The following is a 17,579-nucleotide window of genomic DNA, read 5'->3' as shown; positions in this document are numbered from 1 at the left end:
CAACGACATGCATAGTTCGATCAAGCAACTGCTTATGACGCTCGCCGTGCTGGGGGCACTGGGTTCGCTCAGCGCCTGCGGCAACCTCAGTCGTGGCGTGGCGCCGGATGGTCACGCCGCCGACACCCTAGTGTGGCCGGCCCCCGGCGACACCACACCGATGCACAAGGGTGGCAGTTTTCCCAACGTGAGCGATATGCGGCGGGTCAAAGCCGGACTCAACAAACAGCAGCTGGCCGCACTCGTCGGCTTCCCGCATTTCAGCGAAGGCGTGGTGGGCGTGCGCGAGTGGAACTATCTGTTCAACTTCCGCGACGCCAACAACAAAGTCAGTACCTGCCAGTTCAAGGTGCTGTTCGACCAGGACAAGCTCGCGCAGAGTTTTTATTGGAAGCCGGAGTCCTGCGCCAAATATCAGCAAGCAGATGCATTGGCTGAGAGCGCTCCGTCGAGCGAGCAATTCATCCTGTCCAGCGACGCACTCTTCACCTTCGACCGGGCCACCGTGGCGGACATCACCGACGATGGGAAAGCACAACTGGATCAGCTGGCGCGCAATCTACTGACGCATAAAACGCGCGTCGAGAACATCCACATCATGGGTTACACCGACCGGCTCGGCAGTGACACCCATAACGACAGCCTGTCGGGTCGTCGCGCGTATGCCGTGATGAATTACCTGGTGGAGCAGGGCGTGCCATCTGAGCTGATTCAGGCGGAAGGCTTGGGCAAGTCCGATGCGGTGAAAGATTGCACCGACTCGGAGCGCGACAGCCTGATCGCATGTCTCGCTCCGAATCGCCGCGTAGTGGTACTGGTGAGCCTGACCGGTATCGGCGGCGATTCTCAGCGCGGCGTGAACTGAACTACCACCACCCAGCCACTCCTATGAGCCCGCCTACTCATCGCATCTCGCCGCTCGACGTGCTGCGGCATATCGCCAGTCACGGGGGCGCTGTCCCTGCCGGCATGGATGGCTCCGCCGTCTCTGCCGCAGAGGCGAGGCAAGTTGCCATGCAGCGGGATCTCGGTGTCATGGTGTCGGCGATCGATCCGGAAGATCCGGCTTCGCTGGCCAAGGTCCGTCTGCCCTTGCTGCGCCGGATCGTTCTGGCCGAATGGGGCGAGGGTGCGCTGGGCGATCAGGCGTCGCTCGCGATGTTGCGTGCAGTGGATCGCCTGGTTGCGATCGATCCCGAGAAAAGCGACCTGTTGCGCCGGGCCGTGGCGATGTTGAAACAATCGGCCTGATACCACGTAGCAGGCACCGCATGGGTGGCGGTGCGCCGATTGCTCAGTGATGCAACGGGCTGCGCAGCAGGCAACTGCGCAGCCGAGCCATTGCGGTGCTCGTTTGCCCAGGCAAGGTACGCCGGATCAGCGGCGCCATCAGCCGGGTCAACCCCCTGGGTACGATGTCGATGCAATGGGTGAGGTAGGTGCCGTTGCCGTGTGGACGCATGTGGAACGCGATCTGCACAGTCATCTTGCGGCCGGTGTACCGGCAACTCAGATACTCCGCGCGGCTGCGCGCGATGATCTTTCCTTCCATCACGCCGTTGCGCAGCCCGTCCAGATACACATAGCTCAACGAGTCGCCGACTTCGTTGGGGCCGGGCTGGTGCTTCTGCACGCGAATGCATCGCTCCAGCCATCGCGGCGTGACGGAGAAATCATCGATCACATCGAAGACCTGCTCCGGCGAACGGGGCACGAACATGCTTTGTTCGAAAGAGATGCTCATGTTGGATACCGGTGGCCGGGACTTCGTCGTGCCGCCAGGAAGGATGTGAAGGAGATAGAGGGTAAGGCGGTTAGTCATCTACGTGGATGGTGTTACGTCGATGGTGTGCCCGCAGCTGACCAACTCGACCTTTGGCTCGATGCCATGGCCTTCGCGATGCTCGCGCGCCAGCAGACGTGCCAGCTTGATCGCCTGGCCTAGACGCAGTCCGGCCGATATCACCAAGTCTCCCGACCAGATCGCCCAGAGCCCGTTATGCCCCTCGCGGATGCTGTAGATCCCTGTGCTCATGCGCGTCGAGCCCGGCACCACGCACGGGAAAGCGCCGGCAAGAATGCCGGCGCTTCCGTCACCGCGTGTTGCGTCACGCTCGCTTGAACAGACGAACGACAAACAGCAACACCACTGCGCCGATGGTGGCCGTGATGATCGAGCCCAGCAGGCCGCCACCCAGGCTGAGGCCGACCATGCCAGCCAGCCAGCCGCCGATAAAGGCGCCGACGATACCGACGATGATGTCGACAATCAGTCCGAAGCCGCCCCCCTTGACCACAAGCCCAGCCAGCCAGCCGGCGACTGCGCCGATGATCAGCCATACCAAAATGCCATGTGATGCCATTGCTCGAGACTCCGTGAAGACGTTGGTGAGCCGGATCGTGACCATCAGTCACGACCTTGGGCGCCGCTAGTCTAGGCCCGCGATGGCGGCGGCTCTCTCAGACAATTCCTAGTCAAGTCACGAATCGGCCATCGCGCCCGGGAAAACAGTTGAAAAGATCAGCCATCGCATGACGGATCCTGTGCGGTTGGCACGAGGTGTGCTTTCCGTTTGGCAACCGTGGCCGGACCTTTTCCGGTGACAGTGCGCCGGTGCACGGGTTGCTGTTTGTTGTGCGCCACCTTTTTCGCCGCAGTAGCCGCATGCCGTTTGCATTGCGAGAATGGGATGCCTTCCGCCGCTGCCGGCTGGGCGCTTTGCGCTGCGGCGGCACCGATTGCTCCCGCCGCGGCCGCGGTGATTGCATCGCCAGAACGGTTTGCAGATGCCTGGCTGCCTGGCGCCATGGCCACCGCCGCCGCAGTTGCCGCCGGCGCCGCGATAGCGGTCGCCGGTTCCTCATGATGCGGACGGAAGGCGATAGGTGCTGACGGCTTGTCGAAATCCCAGCGCACGCCGAGGTTCGCGGCGTTGCTGGTGCTGCGGCTGGCAAAGTCCGCGGTGTAGTACACGTACGCGCTTGCCTGCGGTGAGATGTCGAAGCTGAAGCCGGCGCCGGCTTGCCAGTGGTTGCGCACCCCTGGCGTGCCGCTGACCGCAAAGCCCGTATCGGCCGCACCGGCGAATGCGGTGGCTGCTGACGTCGCGCTGCTCCGGGTGTTGTGCAGATAGCGCACTAGCAAAATGGGATGCAGCTGCGTGCCATCCGGATTCTTGGCGAAGTCACCGATCAGGCGGGCACCGGCACCGTATTCGAGACTGCTCGAGCGCATGCGGCCTACTTGAAGATTGGCGTCGCCTGCACCCTGTTCGGTGAAGGCGTCGTATTTGACCTTGGCGTAATAGGCGCCGACGAACGGCTCCAAATGCCACTGTCCGGTATTGAACCGATAGCCGCCTTCCAGGCCCGCGTTGAGCGTCTTGCCGTTGTAGCGCGCCGATGCACGCGAATCGAATAGCGGGCCTACCTGGATCAGGCGATCGCTGTTCGCGTGCTGCCAGCCATACGAAGCAGCGCCTTCCGCCCACCATTGCTGTTGCGGGTCGTAGAGTGCGTGCACGCCGATGGCGTACTGATCGACATCCACGGAATCGTTACGCCGATCCACCTGCGTGCGCGAGTTGGCGAAGCTGGCATGCGCACCCACGCGGAAGTCGGGCGCCACCGTGGTGTCCGCGCCCACGATCAGTCCGCGGATGCGGTAATCCGTCGCCGCCACGCCGCGTACCTCATCGAAGCTGGAGGTGTAGTTATACGGTTCGGCCCATACCGCCGGCCCTTGCTCGCCGGTGTCGCGCGCCAGCTTCAGGCGATGGAACACGGTGTCGAGGAACTGGCTCTGCCCATTCAATTCATAGCGCGCGGCGGAGGCATACGTTTCGCCGGTGAGGCTGTCGAACGCGCTGATCACCTGATCGGCGGTCAGGCCACGCGCGGCGCCGAGCAGCGTGGGTAGACGAGCGGGCGTCTGCGTCGCGATGGTCTGCAGTGCTGTCGCCATCGCGTGCTGGTTCGGGCTCAGTCCCGCGAACTGGTTGAACGGGATGCCGCCCGTGCCAGGGCCACCGCTGCCGGCCTGGGTCAGGGTGAGCAACACGTTGTTGCCTTGCGTGGTCACGCTGGCGTTGAGGAAGGGCAGCACATTCTGCGTCACACCGGCGTAGCTACCGCTGAGACCGCCCGTGGCATTGATGATGGTGTAGGTGGTGCTGGTCCCGTACGAGCCCGCTGCAGGCAGCGCTACCAACTGACCGCCCAGCGATGCGGCACCGTTGACTTGGATATGGTCGCTGGTGCCGCTGGCGGTAGTGCGGATATCCGTGGTCGATCCCGCATTGCTGGTCAGGCCACCCACGGTCAGCGTTGTGCCGGCAGTGCCGCTGCCTGCCGCGGCACCGGTAGCGCCGCTCACGCCGCTCGGTGCCAGCGTGCCGCTGACGGTAACCGGTCCCGTGATGGTGCCGCCGCCAATGAGTGCGCCGCCGCTGCCAATGGTGGCGGGACCGCCCAAGCTGCCGCTCACTACAAGGTTGCCGCCGACGTTGGTGCCACCGGTAAAGCTGGCGGAAGTGCCGCTGCCGATGGTCAGTGTGCCCGCGCCGACATTGAGGTTGGCGATGTTGGTGAACGACGCGCCGGGCAGGGTGGCTTCACCCGTTCCCGTGATGTTGAGCGTGCTGCCGCCACCCACGCCATTGACCGTACCGGTGACGCCGGGCAGTGCGCCGTAGCCGATATTCACGCTGCTACCGCTGCCCACATTCAACGTGCCGGCCAGTGCACCGTTCACGGTCGTGTTGTTGCCGCTGCCATTGAGGTTGGCCGTGGCACCGGTACCCACCGCGATGCCGCCGGTATACGGCGACGTGGCATTGAGCACCCCGGCGTCGACCGCAAGGTTGCCGTTGAAGCCGGCTAGCGAACCGCCGAGCGTCAGCGCGCCGCCGCCCTGCATGGTCACGGTGCCGCTGCCCGCGAGACTGCCATTGAGGCTGAGGTTCTGGTTGCCCTGCACGGTCAACCCGTTCGCGCCGACGCTGACGTTGTTGCCCAGCGCCACGGTGGTATCGGCCTGCAGGCTGCCACCGTTGACGGTCAGCGCACCGGTGCCAAGCGCCGTGTTGTTGCCGACGATGAGGCTACCGCCGGTGAGTGTGGTGCCGCCGCTGAACGTGCTCGCGCCGTTCAAGGTCAGCGGCGACGGGCCGCTCACCGACAAACTACCCGTGCCGGACAACGCACCGCCCAAGGTGAGCGCCTGCGCGCCGGTAGACGTGAGCGCGGCATTGAGCGTGATGTTGTTCGCCACATTGATCGGCGCCGTTGCATCCAGCGTGGTGGCGCCGGCGACCGTCAACACACCGGTGCCCAGTGCGCTACCGTTGCCCAGCAGCAGTCCGCCACCGTTCGTAGTAACGCCGCCGCTGAAGGTATTGGCACCGGTGAGTGTGAGTGTCGACGCGCCATCCTTCACCAGTGCACCGCTGCCGGCGATCGTGCCGGCAAGATCCAGCGCACCGCCGGCACCCGGCAAGGTGAGGCTGGTGCCTGCAGCGAGATTCACGTTGTTGGCCAGGGTGGCCGGACCACGGGTGTCCAGCGTGGCCGAGCCGCCTACGGTGAGTGCACCCGTGCCTAGCGCGCCGCTATTGCCAAGCACCAGACCGCCGCCGTTCACGGTGACGCCGCCGCTGAAGGTGTTGGTGCCGGTCAGCGTTAACGTCGACGCGCCATCTTTGATCAAGCCACCTGCGCCCGCGATGGTGCCGCCGAGGCTCAACGCGCCACCGGCGCCGGGCAGGGTGAGATTGGCCCCCGCGGCGAGGTTCACGTTGTTGGCGAGGCTCAGCGGTGTGGTCGCATCCAAGGTGGCCGCGCCATTTACGCTCAGCGCACCGGTGCCCAGCGCCGTATTGTTGTCGAGCAGCAGTCCGCCCGCATTCAACGCGACGCCACCACTGAAGGCGCTGCTACCGCTCAGCGTCTCGATGCCGCTGCCGGTTTTCACCAAGCCACCTGTACCGGTAATGGCACCGGCAAACGTCTGATTGGTGGCATCGCCGAAGGTCAGCGTATTCGCACCAAGATTCACGCCACCGCCGGCACCCGCGAGTGCGCCGATAGTCTGGCCGCCGCTCGCCGCCGAGAGGTCCAGTGTGCCGGACCCGCCCAGCGTCACCGCGCCGGTAGCGGAGAGACTGCCGCCCGCACCGACTGTCAGCGTGCCCGCGTTGATCGCGGTGCCACCGCTATAGGTATTGGCTCCGGTCAAGGTCAGCGTGGCATTGCCATCTTTGATCAGGCTGCCGCTACCGCTGACTGCGCCGCCGAGTGTGAGTGCGCTGCCGCCGAGCACATCGAGCGACGTGCCCGCATTCAACGCGATGGTGTTGGCGAGCGCGACCGGCCCGCTGGCGTCGAGCGTGGCGTTCGCGCCGACAGTCAACGCGCCGCTGCCCAGCGCCGTGTTGTTGCCGATCACTAAGCCGCCGCCATTCAAGGCCACGCCGCCGCTGAACGTGTTGGCGCCAGTCAGCGTCTCCACACCGCCACCGGTCTTGACCAGTCCGCCGGTGCCGCCGATGGTGCCGCCGAAGCTGGTGCTGCCCACGCCACCCAAGGTCAGCGTATTCGCACCGAGATTCACGCTGCCGGAGGCGCCGGCCAACGAACCGATAGTCTGATTGCCTGCCGCCGCGATATCGAACGCGCCGCTGCCCGTCAATGTCACCGCACCAGTCGCGGCAAGGCTGCCACCCGCGCCAAGCGCCAAACTGCCCGCGTTGATGATGGTGCCGCCAGTGAACGTGTTCGCGCCGGTCAAGGTCAAGGTGGACGCGCCATCCTTGCTCAGGCTGCCGGTGCCGGCGACTGCGCCGGACAACGTCAGCGCATTCGAGCCGAGCACATCGAGGCCGGCACTGCCGTTCAACGTGATGTTGTTGGCGAGGTTCACTGCAGCGCCTGCATCCAGCGTGGCCGCGCCGCCGACGGTGAGTGCGCCCGTGCCCAAGGCTGCGTTGTTGCCGACCATCAGGCCACCGGCGTTGAGTGCCACGCCACCACTGAATGTGCTCGCACCATTCAACGTTTGCGTACCCGCACCATCTTTGATCAGGCCGCCGGTGCCGGCGATCGCGCCGCTGAAAACCCCAGCGCCGACGCCGTTGAGCGTCAATGCATTGCCGCCGAGGTTCACCTGGCTGCCCGCAACACCGCTAAGCGCACCAATGGATTGGTTGCCACCGGCGGAAATGTCGAAACCGGTGCCTGCGTTGATGAGATTAACCGCGCCATTCGCCGACAGACTGCCACCGACACCGAGTGCCAATGTGCCCGCACTGATCGTGGTGCCGCCGGTGAACGTGTTGGCGCCGGTCAGCGTTTCGGTGCCGGTGCCTACCTTGACCAAGTTGCCGGTGCCGGCGATCGCACCACTGAAGGTGCCGTTAGTGGCTCCGCCGAGCTGGAGAGTGTTCGCCCCGAGGTTGATGGCGCCGCCGCCCAGCAGCGTGCCGAAGGTCTGCGTGCCGCTGCCTGCAGAGAGGTCGAGCGTGGCGCCGGTCGCCAAATTGACCGTGCCGCTACCCGCGAGGCTCGCGCCTGCACCGAGTGCGAGCGTGCCAGCGTTGATGTTGGTACCGCCCGTATACGTGTTCGCGCCGTTCAAGGTCAGCGTGGCCAATCCATTCTTGGTGAGGCTGCCTGCACCGGAAAGCGCACCGTTGAAAGTCAACGCGTTGGAGCCGGCCACAGTCAGGCCTGAGTTCAGAGCGATGTTGTTGGCCAGCGTAATCGCACTGTTCGAATCCAGCGTCGCATTGCCGCTTACCGTCAGCGTGCCTGTGCCTAGCGCGGCATTGTTTCCGACGACGAGCGTGCCGTTGTTCAACGTCACACCGCCGCTGAAGGTATTGGCGCCGCTCAGGATCTGAGTACCTGCGCCGGTCAAGGCAAGTCCGCCGGTGCCGCCGATCACACCGCCGAAATCGGTACTGCCTGTGTTGTTCAAGGTCAGCGTATTCGCACCGAGATTCACATTGCCCGAGGCACCCGCCAACGAGCCGATGCTTTGATTGCTGCCTGCGGAAATATCGAAGGTTCCCGTGCCGCCCAAGGCCACCGCGCCGCTCGACGCAAGACTGCCGCCGGCACCGATCGCCAGCACGCCGGACAAGATATTGGTGCCGCCGGTATAGGTGTTGGCACCGGTGAGGGTGAGCGTCGACGCGCCATTCATCGTGAGGCTGCCGCCGCCGGAAACCACGCCGCCCAGCGTGAGCGCGCCGCTGCCTTGCACGGTGAGTCCCGCGCCTGTGTTGAGGCTCACATTGTTGGCGAGCGAGACATTGCCGTTGGCGCCCAGCGTGGCGGTGCCGGTCACGTTCAATGCACCCGTACCCAGTGCGCCGTTGTTACCGACCACCAGGCCGCCTTGATTGAGCGCGACGCCACCGCTGAAAGTGTTAGCGCCGTTCAAGATCTGCGTACCCGAGCCGGTCTTGATCAAGCCGCCGGTGCCGCCGATCACACCGTCGAAGCTGGTGTTGCCCACGCCGTTCAATGTCAGCGTGTTGGCGCCGAGCGACACGAGACTGCCCGCGATGCCGTTCAATGCCCCGATGGACTGATTGCCACCCGCGGCAATATTGAAGCCCGCACCAGCACTGGTCAGATCCACCAAACCATTCGCCGACAAGCTTCCGCCTGCGCCGAGCGCCAATGTGCCGGCGTTGATGGTGGTGCCGCCGCTGAAAGTGTTGGCGCCGGTGAGGGTTTCAGTACCGCTACCTGCCTTGGTAAGGCTGCCGGTGCCGCTGATGCTGCCGCCGAAACTCAGGTTGGCGCTGCCGCCGAAGGTCAGGTTGTTTCCGCCGAGCAGGAGATTGGTACCAGCGACACCGGTGAGATCGCCGATGGTCTGCGGACCACTGGCTGCCGACAGATCGAAGGCCGCGCCGATCGCACTCAGATTCACCGCACCGGACGCGGCGAGACTGCCGCCCGCGCCTAGCGCGACCGTACCGGCCGCGATATTGAGACCGCCGGTGAAAGTATTCGCGCCAGTCAGTGTCAGTGTGGAAGCGCCGTTCTTGAGTAGCGCCCCCGTACCGGACACCACGCCGCCGAAGGTGAGTGGCTGACCGCCGAGCACATTGAGCGGCGCACCGTTCAAGTTGATGTTGTTGCTCAGGCTCAACGCCGCGCTGGCATCCAGTGTGACGGGGCCGTTGATAGTGAGTGCGCCAGTGCCAAGCGCTGCCGCATTGCCTAACAACAGTCCGCCGGCATTCGCAGTAAGTCCGCCGCTGAAGGTGTTGGCGCCATTCAAGGTGAGCAGGGAAGCACCGTTCTTCACCAGGTTGCCGCCGCCCGCAAGCACTCCATTGAAGGTGAGCGGTTGTCCGCCGGTCAGACTCAGCGATGCGCCGGCGTTGAGGTTGACGTTGTTGGCGAGATTCAGCGCCACCGTGCTGTCGAGGCTCACGGCGCCGCCGACAGTCAGCGCGCCGGTGCCCAGCGCACTCGCATTGCCCAGCGACAGGCTGCCGGCATTTGCGGTGAGTCCGCCGCTGAAGGTGTTGGCACCATTCAAGGTGAGCAGCGACGCACCGTTCTTCACCAGGCCGCCGTTGCCGGAAAGCACACCATTGACTGTCAGCGGTTGGCCGCCGAGCAGATTCAACGAGGCGCCCGCGTTGAGGTTCACGTTATTGGTGAGGGCGAGCGGCAACGTGCCATCCAGCGTGACGTTGCCGCCGACGCTCAGCGCGCCCGTGCCGAGCGCGCCGGCATTACCTAGCAGCAGTCCGCCCGCGTTGAGCGCAACACCACCGCTGAAGGTATTCGCGCCGGTAAGTGTCTCGACGCCGCTGCCGAGTTTGACGAGGCCACCGGTACCTCCGATGTTGCCGTCGAAACTCAAATTGGCGCTGCCGCCGAAACTCAGGCTATTCGCGCCAAGCGAAAGGTTGGTGCCGGCGACACCGGAGAGATCGCCGATGGTCTGATTGCCGCTGGCTGCCGACAGATCGAAGGTCGCGCCGGGTGCCGTCAGACTCACTGCGCCGTTCGCAGCGAGACTGCCACCCGCGCCCAGCGCGACGGTACCGGCAGCGATGTTGAGGCCGCCGGTGAACGTGTTTGCGCCGGTCAATGTCAGCGTAGAGGCGCCGCTCTTGAGCAGCTGTCCTGCACCCGAAAGCACACCGCCGAAGGTAAGCGGCTGTCCACCGAGCACATTGAGCGGCCCGCCGTTCAAGTTGATGTTGTTGCTCAGGCTCAATGCCGCACTGGCATCCAGCGTAAGCGGGCCACCGACGGTGAGCGCGCCAGTGCCAAGCGCGCCCGCATTACCCAGCAGCAAGCCGCCGGCATTCGCGCTAAGGCCGCCGCTGAACGTGTTGGCACCGTTCAAGGTGAGCAGTGCCGCACCGGTCTTCACGAGGCTGCCGGCGCCGGACAACACGCCGTCGAAAATCAGCGGCTGCCCGCCGAGCAGATTCAGCGATGCGCCTGCGTTGAGGTTCACGTTATTGGTGAGCGCGAGCGACAGCGTGCCATCCAGTGTGACATTGCCGCCGACGCTCAATGCGCCGGTACCGAGCGCGCCCGCGTTGCCGAGCAACAATCCACCCGCATTGAGCGCGAGACCGCCGCTGAAAATATTCGCACCGCCAAGTGTCTGGATGCCGGTGCCTAGTTTGATCAGCCCACCCGTACCCGCGATGGTGCCGCCGTAGCTGGTATTCCCCAGTCCGCCGAGCGTCAGCGTATGCGTGCCCAGGTTGACCGCACCGCCCAGGCCGGCCAGTGAGCCGACGGTCTGGTTCGCGGCACCCGAAAGATCCAGGTTGGTGCCGGCCGAAAGATTGAGCGCGCCGGTGGCCGAAAGCGTGCCGCTTGCCCCAAGTGCCAAGGTACCGCCAGCGATCGACAGATTGCCGCTTAGCGTGTTCGTGCCATTCAAGGTGAGGGTGCCTACACCGCTCTTGGTCAGATTGCCCACGCCGGAAACGCTGCCGTTGAGGCTGAGCGTATTGGTGCCTAATAGATTCAGCGTGCCGCCCGCGTTGACGGTGACATTGTTGGCGAGGCTATAAGCCCCGAGCGTATCGAGCGTGGCGGCGCCACCCACGGTCAGGTTGCCGCTGCCTAGTGCGCCGGCGTTGCCCAGCAGCAAGCCGCCCGCATTAAGCGCCACACCACCGTTGAAGGTATTGGCGCCGCTCAGCGTGATCGGCGCGGTGGTATTGACGGCAAGTCCGCCAGCGCCCGACAGCACGCCACCCAGCGCGAATGCGTTGGTGCCACCGAGCGTGAGGCTGCCGGTGTTGAGCGACACATTGTTCGCCAGCGATAACCCTATCGTCGATGCGGCGATCGCGCCGCCATTGACGTTCAGCAGGCCGCTGCCGAACACACCTGCATTGTTGAAATTGACCAGGCCGTCGTTGAGCGTGGCACTACCGCTGACCAGCGCGCCTTGCAGATTCCAGGTGCCGCTGTTGACGGTAAGGTTCTGGAAATTGAGATACGACGCGCTGCTTATCGTCGTCACCGCACCGCCGGTACCCGAGCCGGGGCCCGCCGCGGAATTCTGCAGCGCCAGGATATTGCCAACGCCCGTGCCAGCATCGACCGTACCCGCCGCGGCCAGCTTTACGCCGGTAACGCCGGTCATGACGCCGGCCGCCGCGATGCCGCCACTAGCGTTCACGCTCGAACCGGACACCGCAGTGAAGGTGTTGCCGGCGGCGGTGTCGCCGAGATGCACACTGCCGTTGATGGTGCCGGCGTTGAGAAAGGTGTTGTGGGTACCGCCAGTGCCCGATGCGGTAAAGCCGATGCGGCCGCCAATCGTGCCGCCGACCGCGTTAGTGAAATTCACCTGGCTGCCACCATAGGCCACAACGGCGGCGGCGTCGGCGGTATTGCCGACGCCCAGAAGCGACATGCCAATCGCGCCGCTGTTCTGGATCGTCGTGGTGCCGCTGGTACCGTTCTGCACCGCCAGCGCCTGGCCGCCGAAGCCGAACAGCGACGCAATATTGAACATGCCCTTGAGTGAGCCGCCGCTCAGATTGTTGACACTGATCGCATTGCCGGAGGCATTGCCAATCACCGCGCCGGCCATCACCAGACTGAGTCCGCCGCTATTGAGCGTGGGATCGATCGAGCCCTGATTGTTCAGCGTGATGCCATTGCCGCTCAGCGTCATCGCGGTGCCGCCGATAAGGGGCGGCGCGCTAACCACGGCACCGGTCTGCACATTGACGATCACGCCATTGGTGCTGTCGGCGAGATTGTTGGTGCTGGAGCCGGTGGCGCAGGTGATGGTGGTACCCGCCGTCGTACACGCCGCATGGGCGGTACCGCTTAGCAGGGACAGGGCGAGTATCGGCGCCAGGGCGAGAAAAATGCTTTTCGCCAGCGGGCGGCGATCCATACGGTCAAGACGACGCTGATGCATGACATCCTCCGGATGCGTCAGTCCGCCGGGCCTTCAGTGCTCCAGGGAAAAAGCGTGCACCCTACTAAGCCGTCGTTTCTGGACGACGGCGTCAGAAGTGCTTTTCGGAATCCCTGTAAGCGGCGTATGGCTAGCGGATGCAAACCCTTTGCACTGTGTTCAAGCCTGCCCTTTCTCACTCCTATGCGAAAAAGGGGCCCCTGTTTGCGCGCCGAGTTCTTGCGGCGGCAAATCTGTGCGATCCGTTGTCAATGGAACGCGAAGAATGGCGCCGATTAGCGAAAGCGCCGCAAAGGTCTTTGACCTGAAGGGGCGGCTGGATTGGCCCCGTGCACAACAGGTGAACGCATGACGATGCGTCGGGCGCTGCGCCCGATAAAACAAAGCCCGCCTATCGGCGGGCTTTGCAGCACATGCGCTTCGTTATCAATGCATGCCGTGATCGCCATGATTATGCTGCGGCGCGGGAGCGTGAGCTGCCGGTTGCCCCTGCGGTGCGGGTCGTCCACCGCCTTGTGGATGGTGGGGCGATGGCATCGGCGGAGCCGGTCGATAAGCAGGTCGCGGCATCGACGCATGCATGGGCGGCGCTGCGACGGTGCGGTTGCCCGCATGTCCACCTTGATAAGGATTGCGCGGACTCATCGCTTCGCCACGGTAGGTGTTTGGCTGCGGACGCGGTGCCATGTTGGATGCGTGGCTCGCGGCAGGCGAATACGCAGCGTGAGGCGCCGCCGGTGCAGCAGCGTTCGCACCCATGTTGTTATGCGGCGCGTTGTTATGCGGCGCGAAGCTGGCGGAACGCAGCGCACCGCGCTCGTTCATGGGCGAGGCTGTTGGCGCAGCGGCATGTGCCGGCCCTTGCATGGCGGCGGGGCGCGCGTTGGCGGCCATGGGCGTCGCCGCGACCACATCGTGTCCGCTGAAAACGCCGGGCTTCGGTGTGGCGGCGATGGCCGGCACACCATGATTCACCGATGCATGCATCGCACGATTCTGGCTGGCCATCGTCATCTGCTGGCGCTGCGCGGCCACCGGTCCGGCATGCTGCTCGCGCTGTGCCTGCAATTGTTGTGGCGTCGGTCGCGCCGAGATACCGCCCGGGCCACCATTGAAGCTGGTGTGGTTGATGGTGGTGTTATTGATCGTCGTGTTGTTGATCACCGTCTTGTTGTAGACGTTGGTGATGTTGTTGGTGATGTGATTGACGCTGCGGTTGTAATAGAAGCGGTCGCGGTCCCAGTAACCGCCCGCATAACCGATGCCGGTGTAGCCGAAGCCGTAGTTGATGCCGCCGTAAAAGCCGACGTGCCGACCCCAGTAACCGGTATGGAAGACGTATACGCCGTCGCCCCAGCCCCAATAACCTGGCGTCCATAGCGCGCCGGAGTAGGGCGGAAGTATCCAGGTGCCGGGCACCCAGTAATAGTCGCCGTCATCGTAGGCCCAGTAGCCGGGCACCCAGATATAGCCAGGCGCGGGAATCACGGGCTGCACGTAAACCGGCAGCGGCGGCGGCGCGACCGTCACCGAGACGAAGACACCCGCGGTGGCCGGCTGCGGCAGACCGGCGAAACCGGCCGTCAGCAACGTGATCGCGAACAGTCCGCGCACCAGTCGAGTACGCGTCTTTCTGCTTGAGGGGCGAGAGAGCAATGACATGGGGAATCCTCGTTGGTGGCGTCGGATGCCAATAACGAGAACGAGCCATGTCGGGCGTCGATGACGCAGGAAGTGTCATCGAGCAGAAGGGGTTCAGTGCGATTTCATGCTTACGCGAAGCTTGCGTTCACGTGAGTGCCGTTCGCAGAAGCCATCCGAGGCGAAGTGGGCGTCTGACTTGCCACAACCTCCCTGCCGTCAAAGGCAGGGAGGTCGCGTTTGCGAGGCTTACAGGCCGATCGCGGTTTCCGCCTTCACGTACGGCAGGTTGTGCGCCTGGGCCACCGGCTCGCAGGTCACCTGGCCTTCTGACACGTTGAGGCCGTTGCGCAGATGGACGTCCTGCGCCAGCGCCTTCTTCCAGCCGTTATTGGCCAGCGCGAGCGTGAAGGGCAGGGTCACGCTGTTCAGCGCAAAGGTCGAGGTGCGTGCCACGGCGCCCGGCATGTTGGCGACGCAGTAATGCACCACGCCGTCCACCACGTAGGTCGGATCGGAGTGCGTGGTGGCGTGCGAGGTCTCCACGCAACCGCCCTGGTCGATGGCCACGTCCACGATCACCGAACCCGGCTTCATCGTGCGCACCATGTCGTGCGTCACCAGCTTCGGCGCTGCGGCGCCCGGCACCAGCACGGTGCCAATCAGCAGGTCGGCGCGGCGCACCAGCTCTTCGATGGCCGAGCGAGTGGAGAACACGGTGGAGATCGAGGTGCCGAACTGCGTGGCAAGACGCTTGAGCGCGTCGGCCGAGCGATCCACCACGGTGACCTTGGCGCCCATGCCGACAGCAATCGTCGCCGCATGGGTGCCGGACACGCCACCACCGAGGATGACCACTTCAGCGGCCGGCACGCCCGGCACACCGCCGAGCAGCACGCCGCGGCCGCCCTGGGCCTTTTCCAGCGAATGCGCGCCGACCTGCGGAGCAAGACGGCCAGCGACTTCGGACATCGGGGTCAGCAGCGGCAGCGAACCGTTGGCGGCCGTGACCGTTTCGTACGCGATGCAGACCGCGCCGGAGGCGATCAGGTCCTTCGTCTGCTCCGCATCGGGGGCGAGATGCAGATAGGTGAAGAGGATCTGGCCCTTGCGGAGCTTCTTGCGCTCAACAGCCAGCGGCTCCTTCACCTTCACGATCATGTCGGCGTCGGCAAAGATCTGGTCGGCGTTGCCCACCATGGTGGCGCCGGCAGCAACGTAGTCAGCATCGGTGATGCCCGCACCCAGGCCAGCGCCTTCCTGCACCAGAACCTGGTGGCCGTGGTGCACCAACTCCTGCACGGACGACGGGATAAGGCCTACGCGGTACTCGTGGTTCTTGATTTCTTTCGGCACACCGATGCGCATGACTGGATTTCTCTCGCTAGTGGGAGGGTTGCAAAACCGGCGGCATAGGGTGCCGGAGACGCAGCAGTATGAACGGTGTGTTGAGCAATTTCTCGCTCATTTGGTGTCTATAGGCGCTCATGTGTAGAATTTTAACCACGACTAATCCTATTTCATTGGAATTTTATGCTGCGCGCCGATCCGTCCCTTGATGAGCGAGATCGGGCGATCCTCCAGCTGCTTCAGCAGGACGGGCGCCTGACCAATATGGAGCTTGCCCTGCAGATCAATCTGTCGCCCTCGGCCTGCCTGCGCCGGGTGAAGTTGCTCGAGGAGCGCGGCCTGATTTCGCGCTACGTGATGCTCCTGGATGAGAAGGCCGCCGGCCTGCCGGGCACCGCCTTCGTGCTGGTCACGCTGGACCAGCAAGGCCGCGCCGCACTCGACGCGTTCGAGGCGGCGATCCAGCGCCATCCTGAAGTCACCGAATGCTGTCTGCTCGCCGGTGCGGCGGATTACATGGTGCGCGTGGCCTACGCCGACTCCGCCGATTTCGAGCGCATCCACACCGACATCCTCACCCAGCTGCCTGGCGTGGTGCGCGTGCAATCGACGCTGGCGTTGCGCACGGTGAAGAAGACTACGGCGCTGCCGGTGTGAGTTTTCGGTAGCTGCTTCCCGCGATGACAGTCGCTGGTTCTACAACAGCACTTGCCGCGTTTGTTTGAGGAAGGCGTGGATCTCGTCCTCGGTCCTGGTATCGATCATGTACACCGGCCGCTTTCCATTCGGGCAAAGCAGGCGCGGCGTCGTTCCGAACAGACGGCAGATAGGCGGGCGTTCGTTGTAAACCTCGCAACCGTTCTTGCCCAGATAGGGACAACTCAGTTCGGCCAACGCCGTGGCATGTTCCTCTTCGGTTTTGATCGGCAGCCGCGCGACCTCTTCCGCGGAAGCCGTTACCGGTCCGCAACAATCGTGGCAACCGACGATGCAGGTGAATGACGGAATGCGTTGGCGCAACCTTTCAATTTTTCGATCGTAGGGGATCACAACATCCAACTCCTTTATTTACTCTCAAGATGCAAAAAGGGAATGGAGTGGACCATCCCACGCAAGGTGGCCTGGAAGTACCGTAGTTCAACGAAACCCGTCATAGATAGTCACGCGATCAGCAGCTGACACGTTTAGGGAGCGGGACGGAGGCAGTTAAATGCAATTAGCTACGTCTGGCATCGTGCTTGTTCAACTTCCCAACTAGACGCGTAGCGGAAGTGTCATCGCAAAGAAATCCGTTGCGCGTCGTACACGTGTAGGCACGAACCGGCGCTTCGGCCAGACAAGGCTGACGCCCCTGGGCTCGTTGACGAAGTCATCGAGAATCGTGATCACATCCGAATGCTGAAACTCTTTCACAAGCGAAGCCCGATGAAACATGCCGATGCCTACGCCGGCCAGTACGCCAGCCAGAATCGTTTCGACGCTGTTGGATGAAAGATTGCCGTTGACCGGCACGCTGAATCTACCTTCCGGTCCTGTGAATGGCCACTCCGTCATGTCGCCATAAACCAGGCAATTGTGATCAGCGAGTTCGGCAGGCGTCTTCGGGATGCGATGTTGCGCGAAGTAGCGGCGAGAGCCAGCGCAGACGAGTGAGGTATCGGCCACGTGCCGTACGACGGAATCGGGGTCGTTGATAGGGCTCACGCGGATGGCCAGGTCAATCCGGTCTTCCACCATGTCCCTTACGGCATCGGACAGCACCAGATCGACCCGCAGGCCGGGATGGCGCGACAACAGTTCGGGAATCAGCGGCAGCACGTGCAGGCGGCCAAACGTCGAGGGTGCAGCGATCCTGACAAGGCCCGAGACATCCAGCGTGCTGCTGGTCAGTTCGCTGTCTGCTACCTGGATCTCGTCAACCAGCGGTTTGGTGCGCTCGTAGTACCGCTGCCCCTGATCGGTAAGCGTCACTTTCCGCGTGCTGCGATGGAGCAGCGCCACCCCGAGGCGTTTTTCCAGCGCGCTCACCGCCTTGCTGACGGCAGACTGGGATTCGCCCGTTTTGCGCGCCGCCGCGGAAAAGCCGCCGGTTTCGACCACGGCAATGAAGGCGTTCAATTCGTGAAAACGATCCATTCTATTCTGGAATTAG

At 63.9% G+C, this 17,579-nt stretch carries 11 protein-coding genes; 3 read left to right on the top strand and 8 right to left on the bottom strand.

Translation table 11 applies throughout. The features are described from left to right. Positions 1–7 precede the first annotated feature (7 nt). Both BM338_RS07250 and BM338_RS07245 read left to right on the top strand, forming a co-directional pair. Positions 8–865, top strand: a complete 858-nt coding sequence (locus BM338_RS07250) for an OmpA family protein (protein WP_090450231.1) — start codon at positions 8–10, stop codon at positions 863–865. A 23-nt stretch (positions 866–888) separates the two neighbouring features. Beyond that, positions 889–1,251 (top strand): hypothetical protein, encoded by a 363-nt coding sequence (locus tag BM338_RS07245; RefSeq protein WP_143109270.1) that lies wholly within the window; start codon positions 889–891, stop codon positions 1,249–1,251. Positions 1,252–1,294: 43 nt separating this feature from the next. On the opposite strand, the gene BM338_RS07240 is transcribed toward BM338_RS07245, so the two are convergent. The 6 genes from BM338_RS07240 to ald all read right to left on the bottom strand — a co-directional run bounded on the left by BM338_RS07240 (position 1,295) and on the right by ald (position 15,445). Further along, positions 1,295–1,744: an SRPBCC family protein gene (locus tag BM338_RS07240; protein ID WP_090450229.1), complete on the bottom strand. Its 450-nt coding sequence runs from the start codon at positions 1,742–1,744 to the stop codon at positions 1,295–1,297. 78 nt (positions 1,745–1,822) lie between these two features. After that, positions 1,823–2,035: a hypothetical protein gene (locus BM338_RS07235; RefSeq protein ID WP_143109268.1), complete on the bottom strand. Its 213-nt coding sequence runs from the start codon at positions 2,033–2,035 to the stop codon at positions 1,823–1,825. 73 nt (positions 2,036–2,108) lie between these two features. Continuing rightward, positions 2,109–2,363: a GlsB/YeaQ/YmgE family stress response membrane protein gene (locus BM338_RS07230; RefSeq protein ID WP_090450227.1), complete on the bottom strand. Its 255-nt coding sequence runs from the start codon at positions 2,361–2,363 to the stop codon at positions 2,109–2,111. Positions 2,364–2,521: 158 nt separating this feature from the next. After that, positions 2,522–12,436, bottom strand: a complete 9,915-nt coding sequence (locus BM338_RS07225; protein WP_090450226.1) for an autotransporter-associated beta strand repeat-containing protein — start codon at positions 12,434–12,436, stop codon at positions 2,522–2,524. A 426-nt stretch (positions 12,437–12,862) separates the two neighbouring features. Beyond that, on the bottom strand, positions 12,863–14,098 hold the full coding sequence (locus BM338_RS07220) for a YXWGXW repeat-containing protein (protein WP_090450225.1): 1,236 nt from the start codon (positions 14,096–14,098) through the stop codon (positions 12,863–12,865). A gap of 228 nt (positions 14,099–14,326) precedes the next feature. After that, entirely contained in the window at positions 14,327–15,445 is a 1,119-nt protein-coding gene (ald, locus tag BM338_RS07215; RefSeq protein ID WP_090450224.1) for an alanine dehydrogenase, read from the bottom strand. A gap of 165 nt (positions 15,446–15,610) precedes the next feature. On the opposite strand from ald, the gene BM338_RS07210 reads away from it, so the two are divergent. Next, positions 15,611–16,084 carry an Lrp/AsnC family transcriptional regulator gene (locus tag BM338_RS07210; protein WP_090450223.1) on the top strand — a complete coding sequence of 158 codons (474 nt, stop codon included), beginning with the start codon at positions 15,611–15,613 and terminating at the stop codon, positions 16,082–16,084. Between the two features lie 39 nt (positions 16,085–16,123). Here the strand turns inward: BM338_RS07210 and BM338_RS07205 are convergent, their stop codons facing one another. Beyond that, a complete protein-coding gene (locus BM338_RS07205; protein WP_090451198.1) occupies positions 16,124–16,474 on the bottom strand; it encodes a YkgJ family cysteine cluster protein in 351 nt (116 codons plus the stop codon). 207 nt (positions 16,475–16,681) lie between these two features. Next, positions 16,682–17,563 (bottom strand): LysR family transcriptional regulator, encoded by an 882-nt coding sequence (locus BM338_RS07200; RefSeq protein WP_090450222.1) that lies wholly within the window; start codon positions 17,561–17,563, stop codon positions 16,682–16,684. Positions 17,564–17,579: the final 16 nt, after the last annotated feature.

The organism is Dyella sp. OK004 (assembly GCF_900114495.1).
Lineage (GTDB): Bacteria > Pseudomonadota > Gammaproteobacteria > Xanthomonadales > Rhodanobacteraceae > Dyella_D.
Note: the sequence above shows the minus strand (reverse complement) of the source record. Positions and strands in the feature narration are given on the sequence as shown.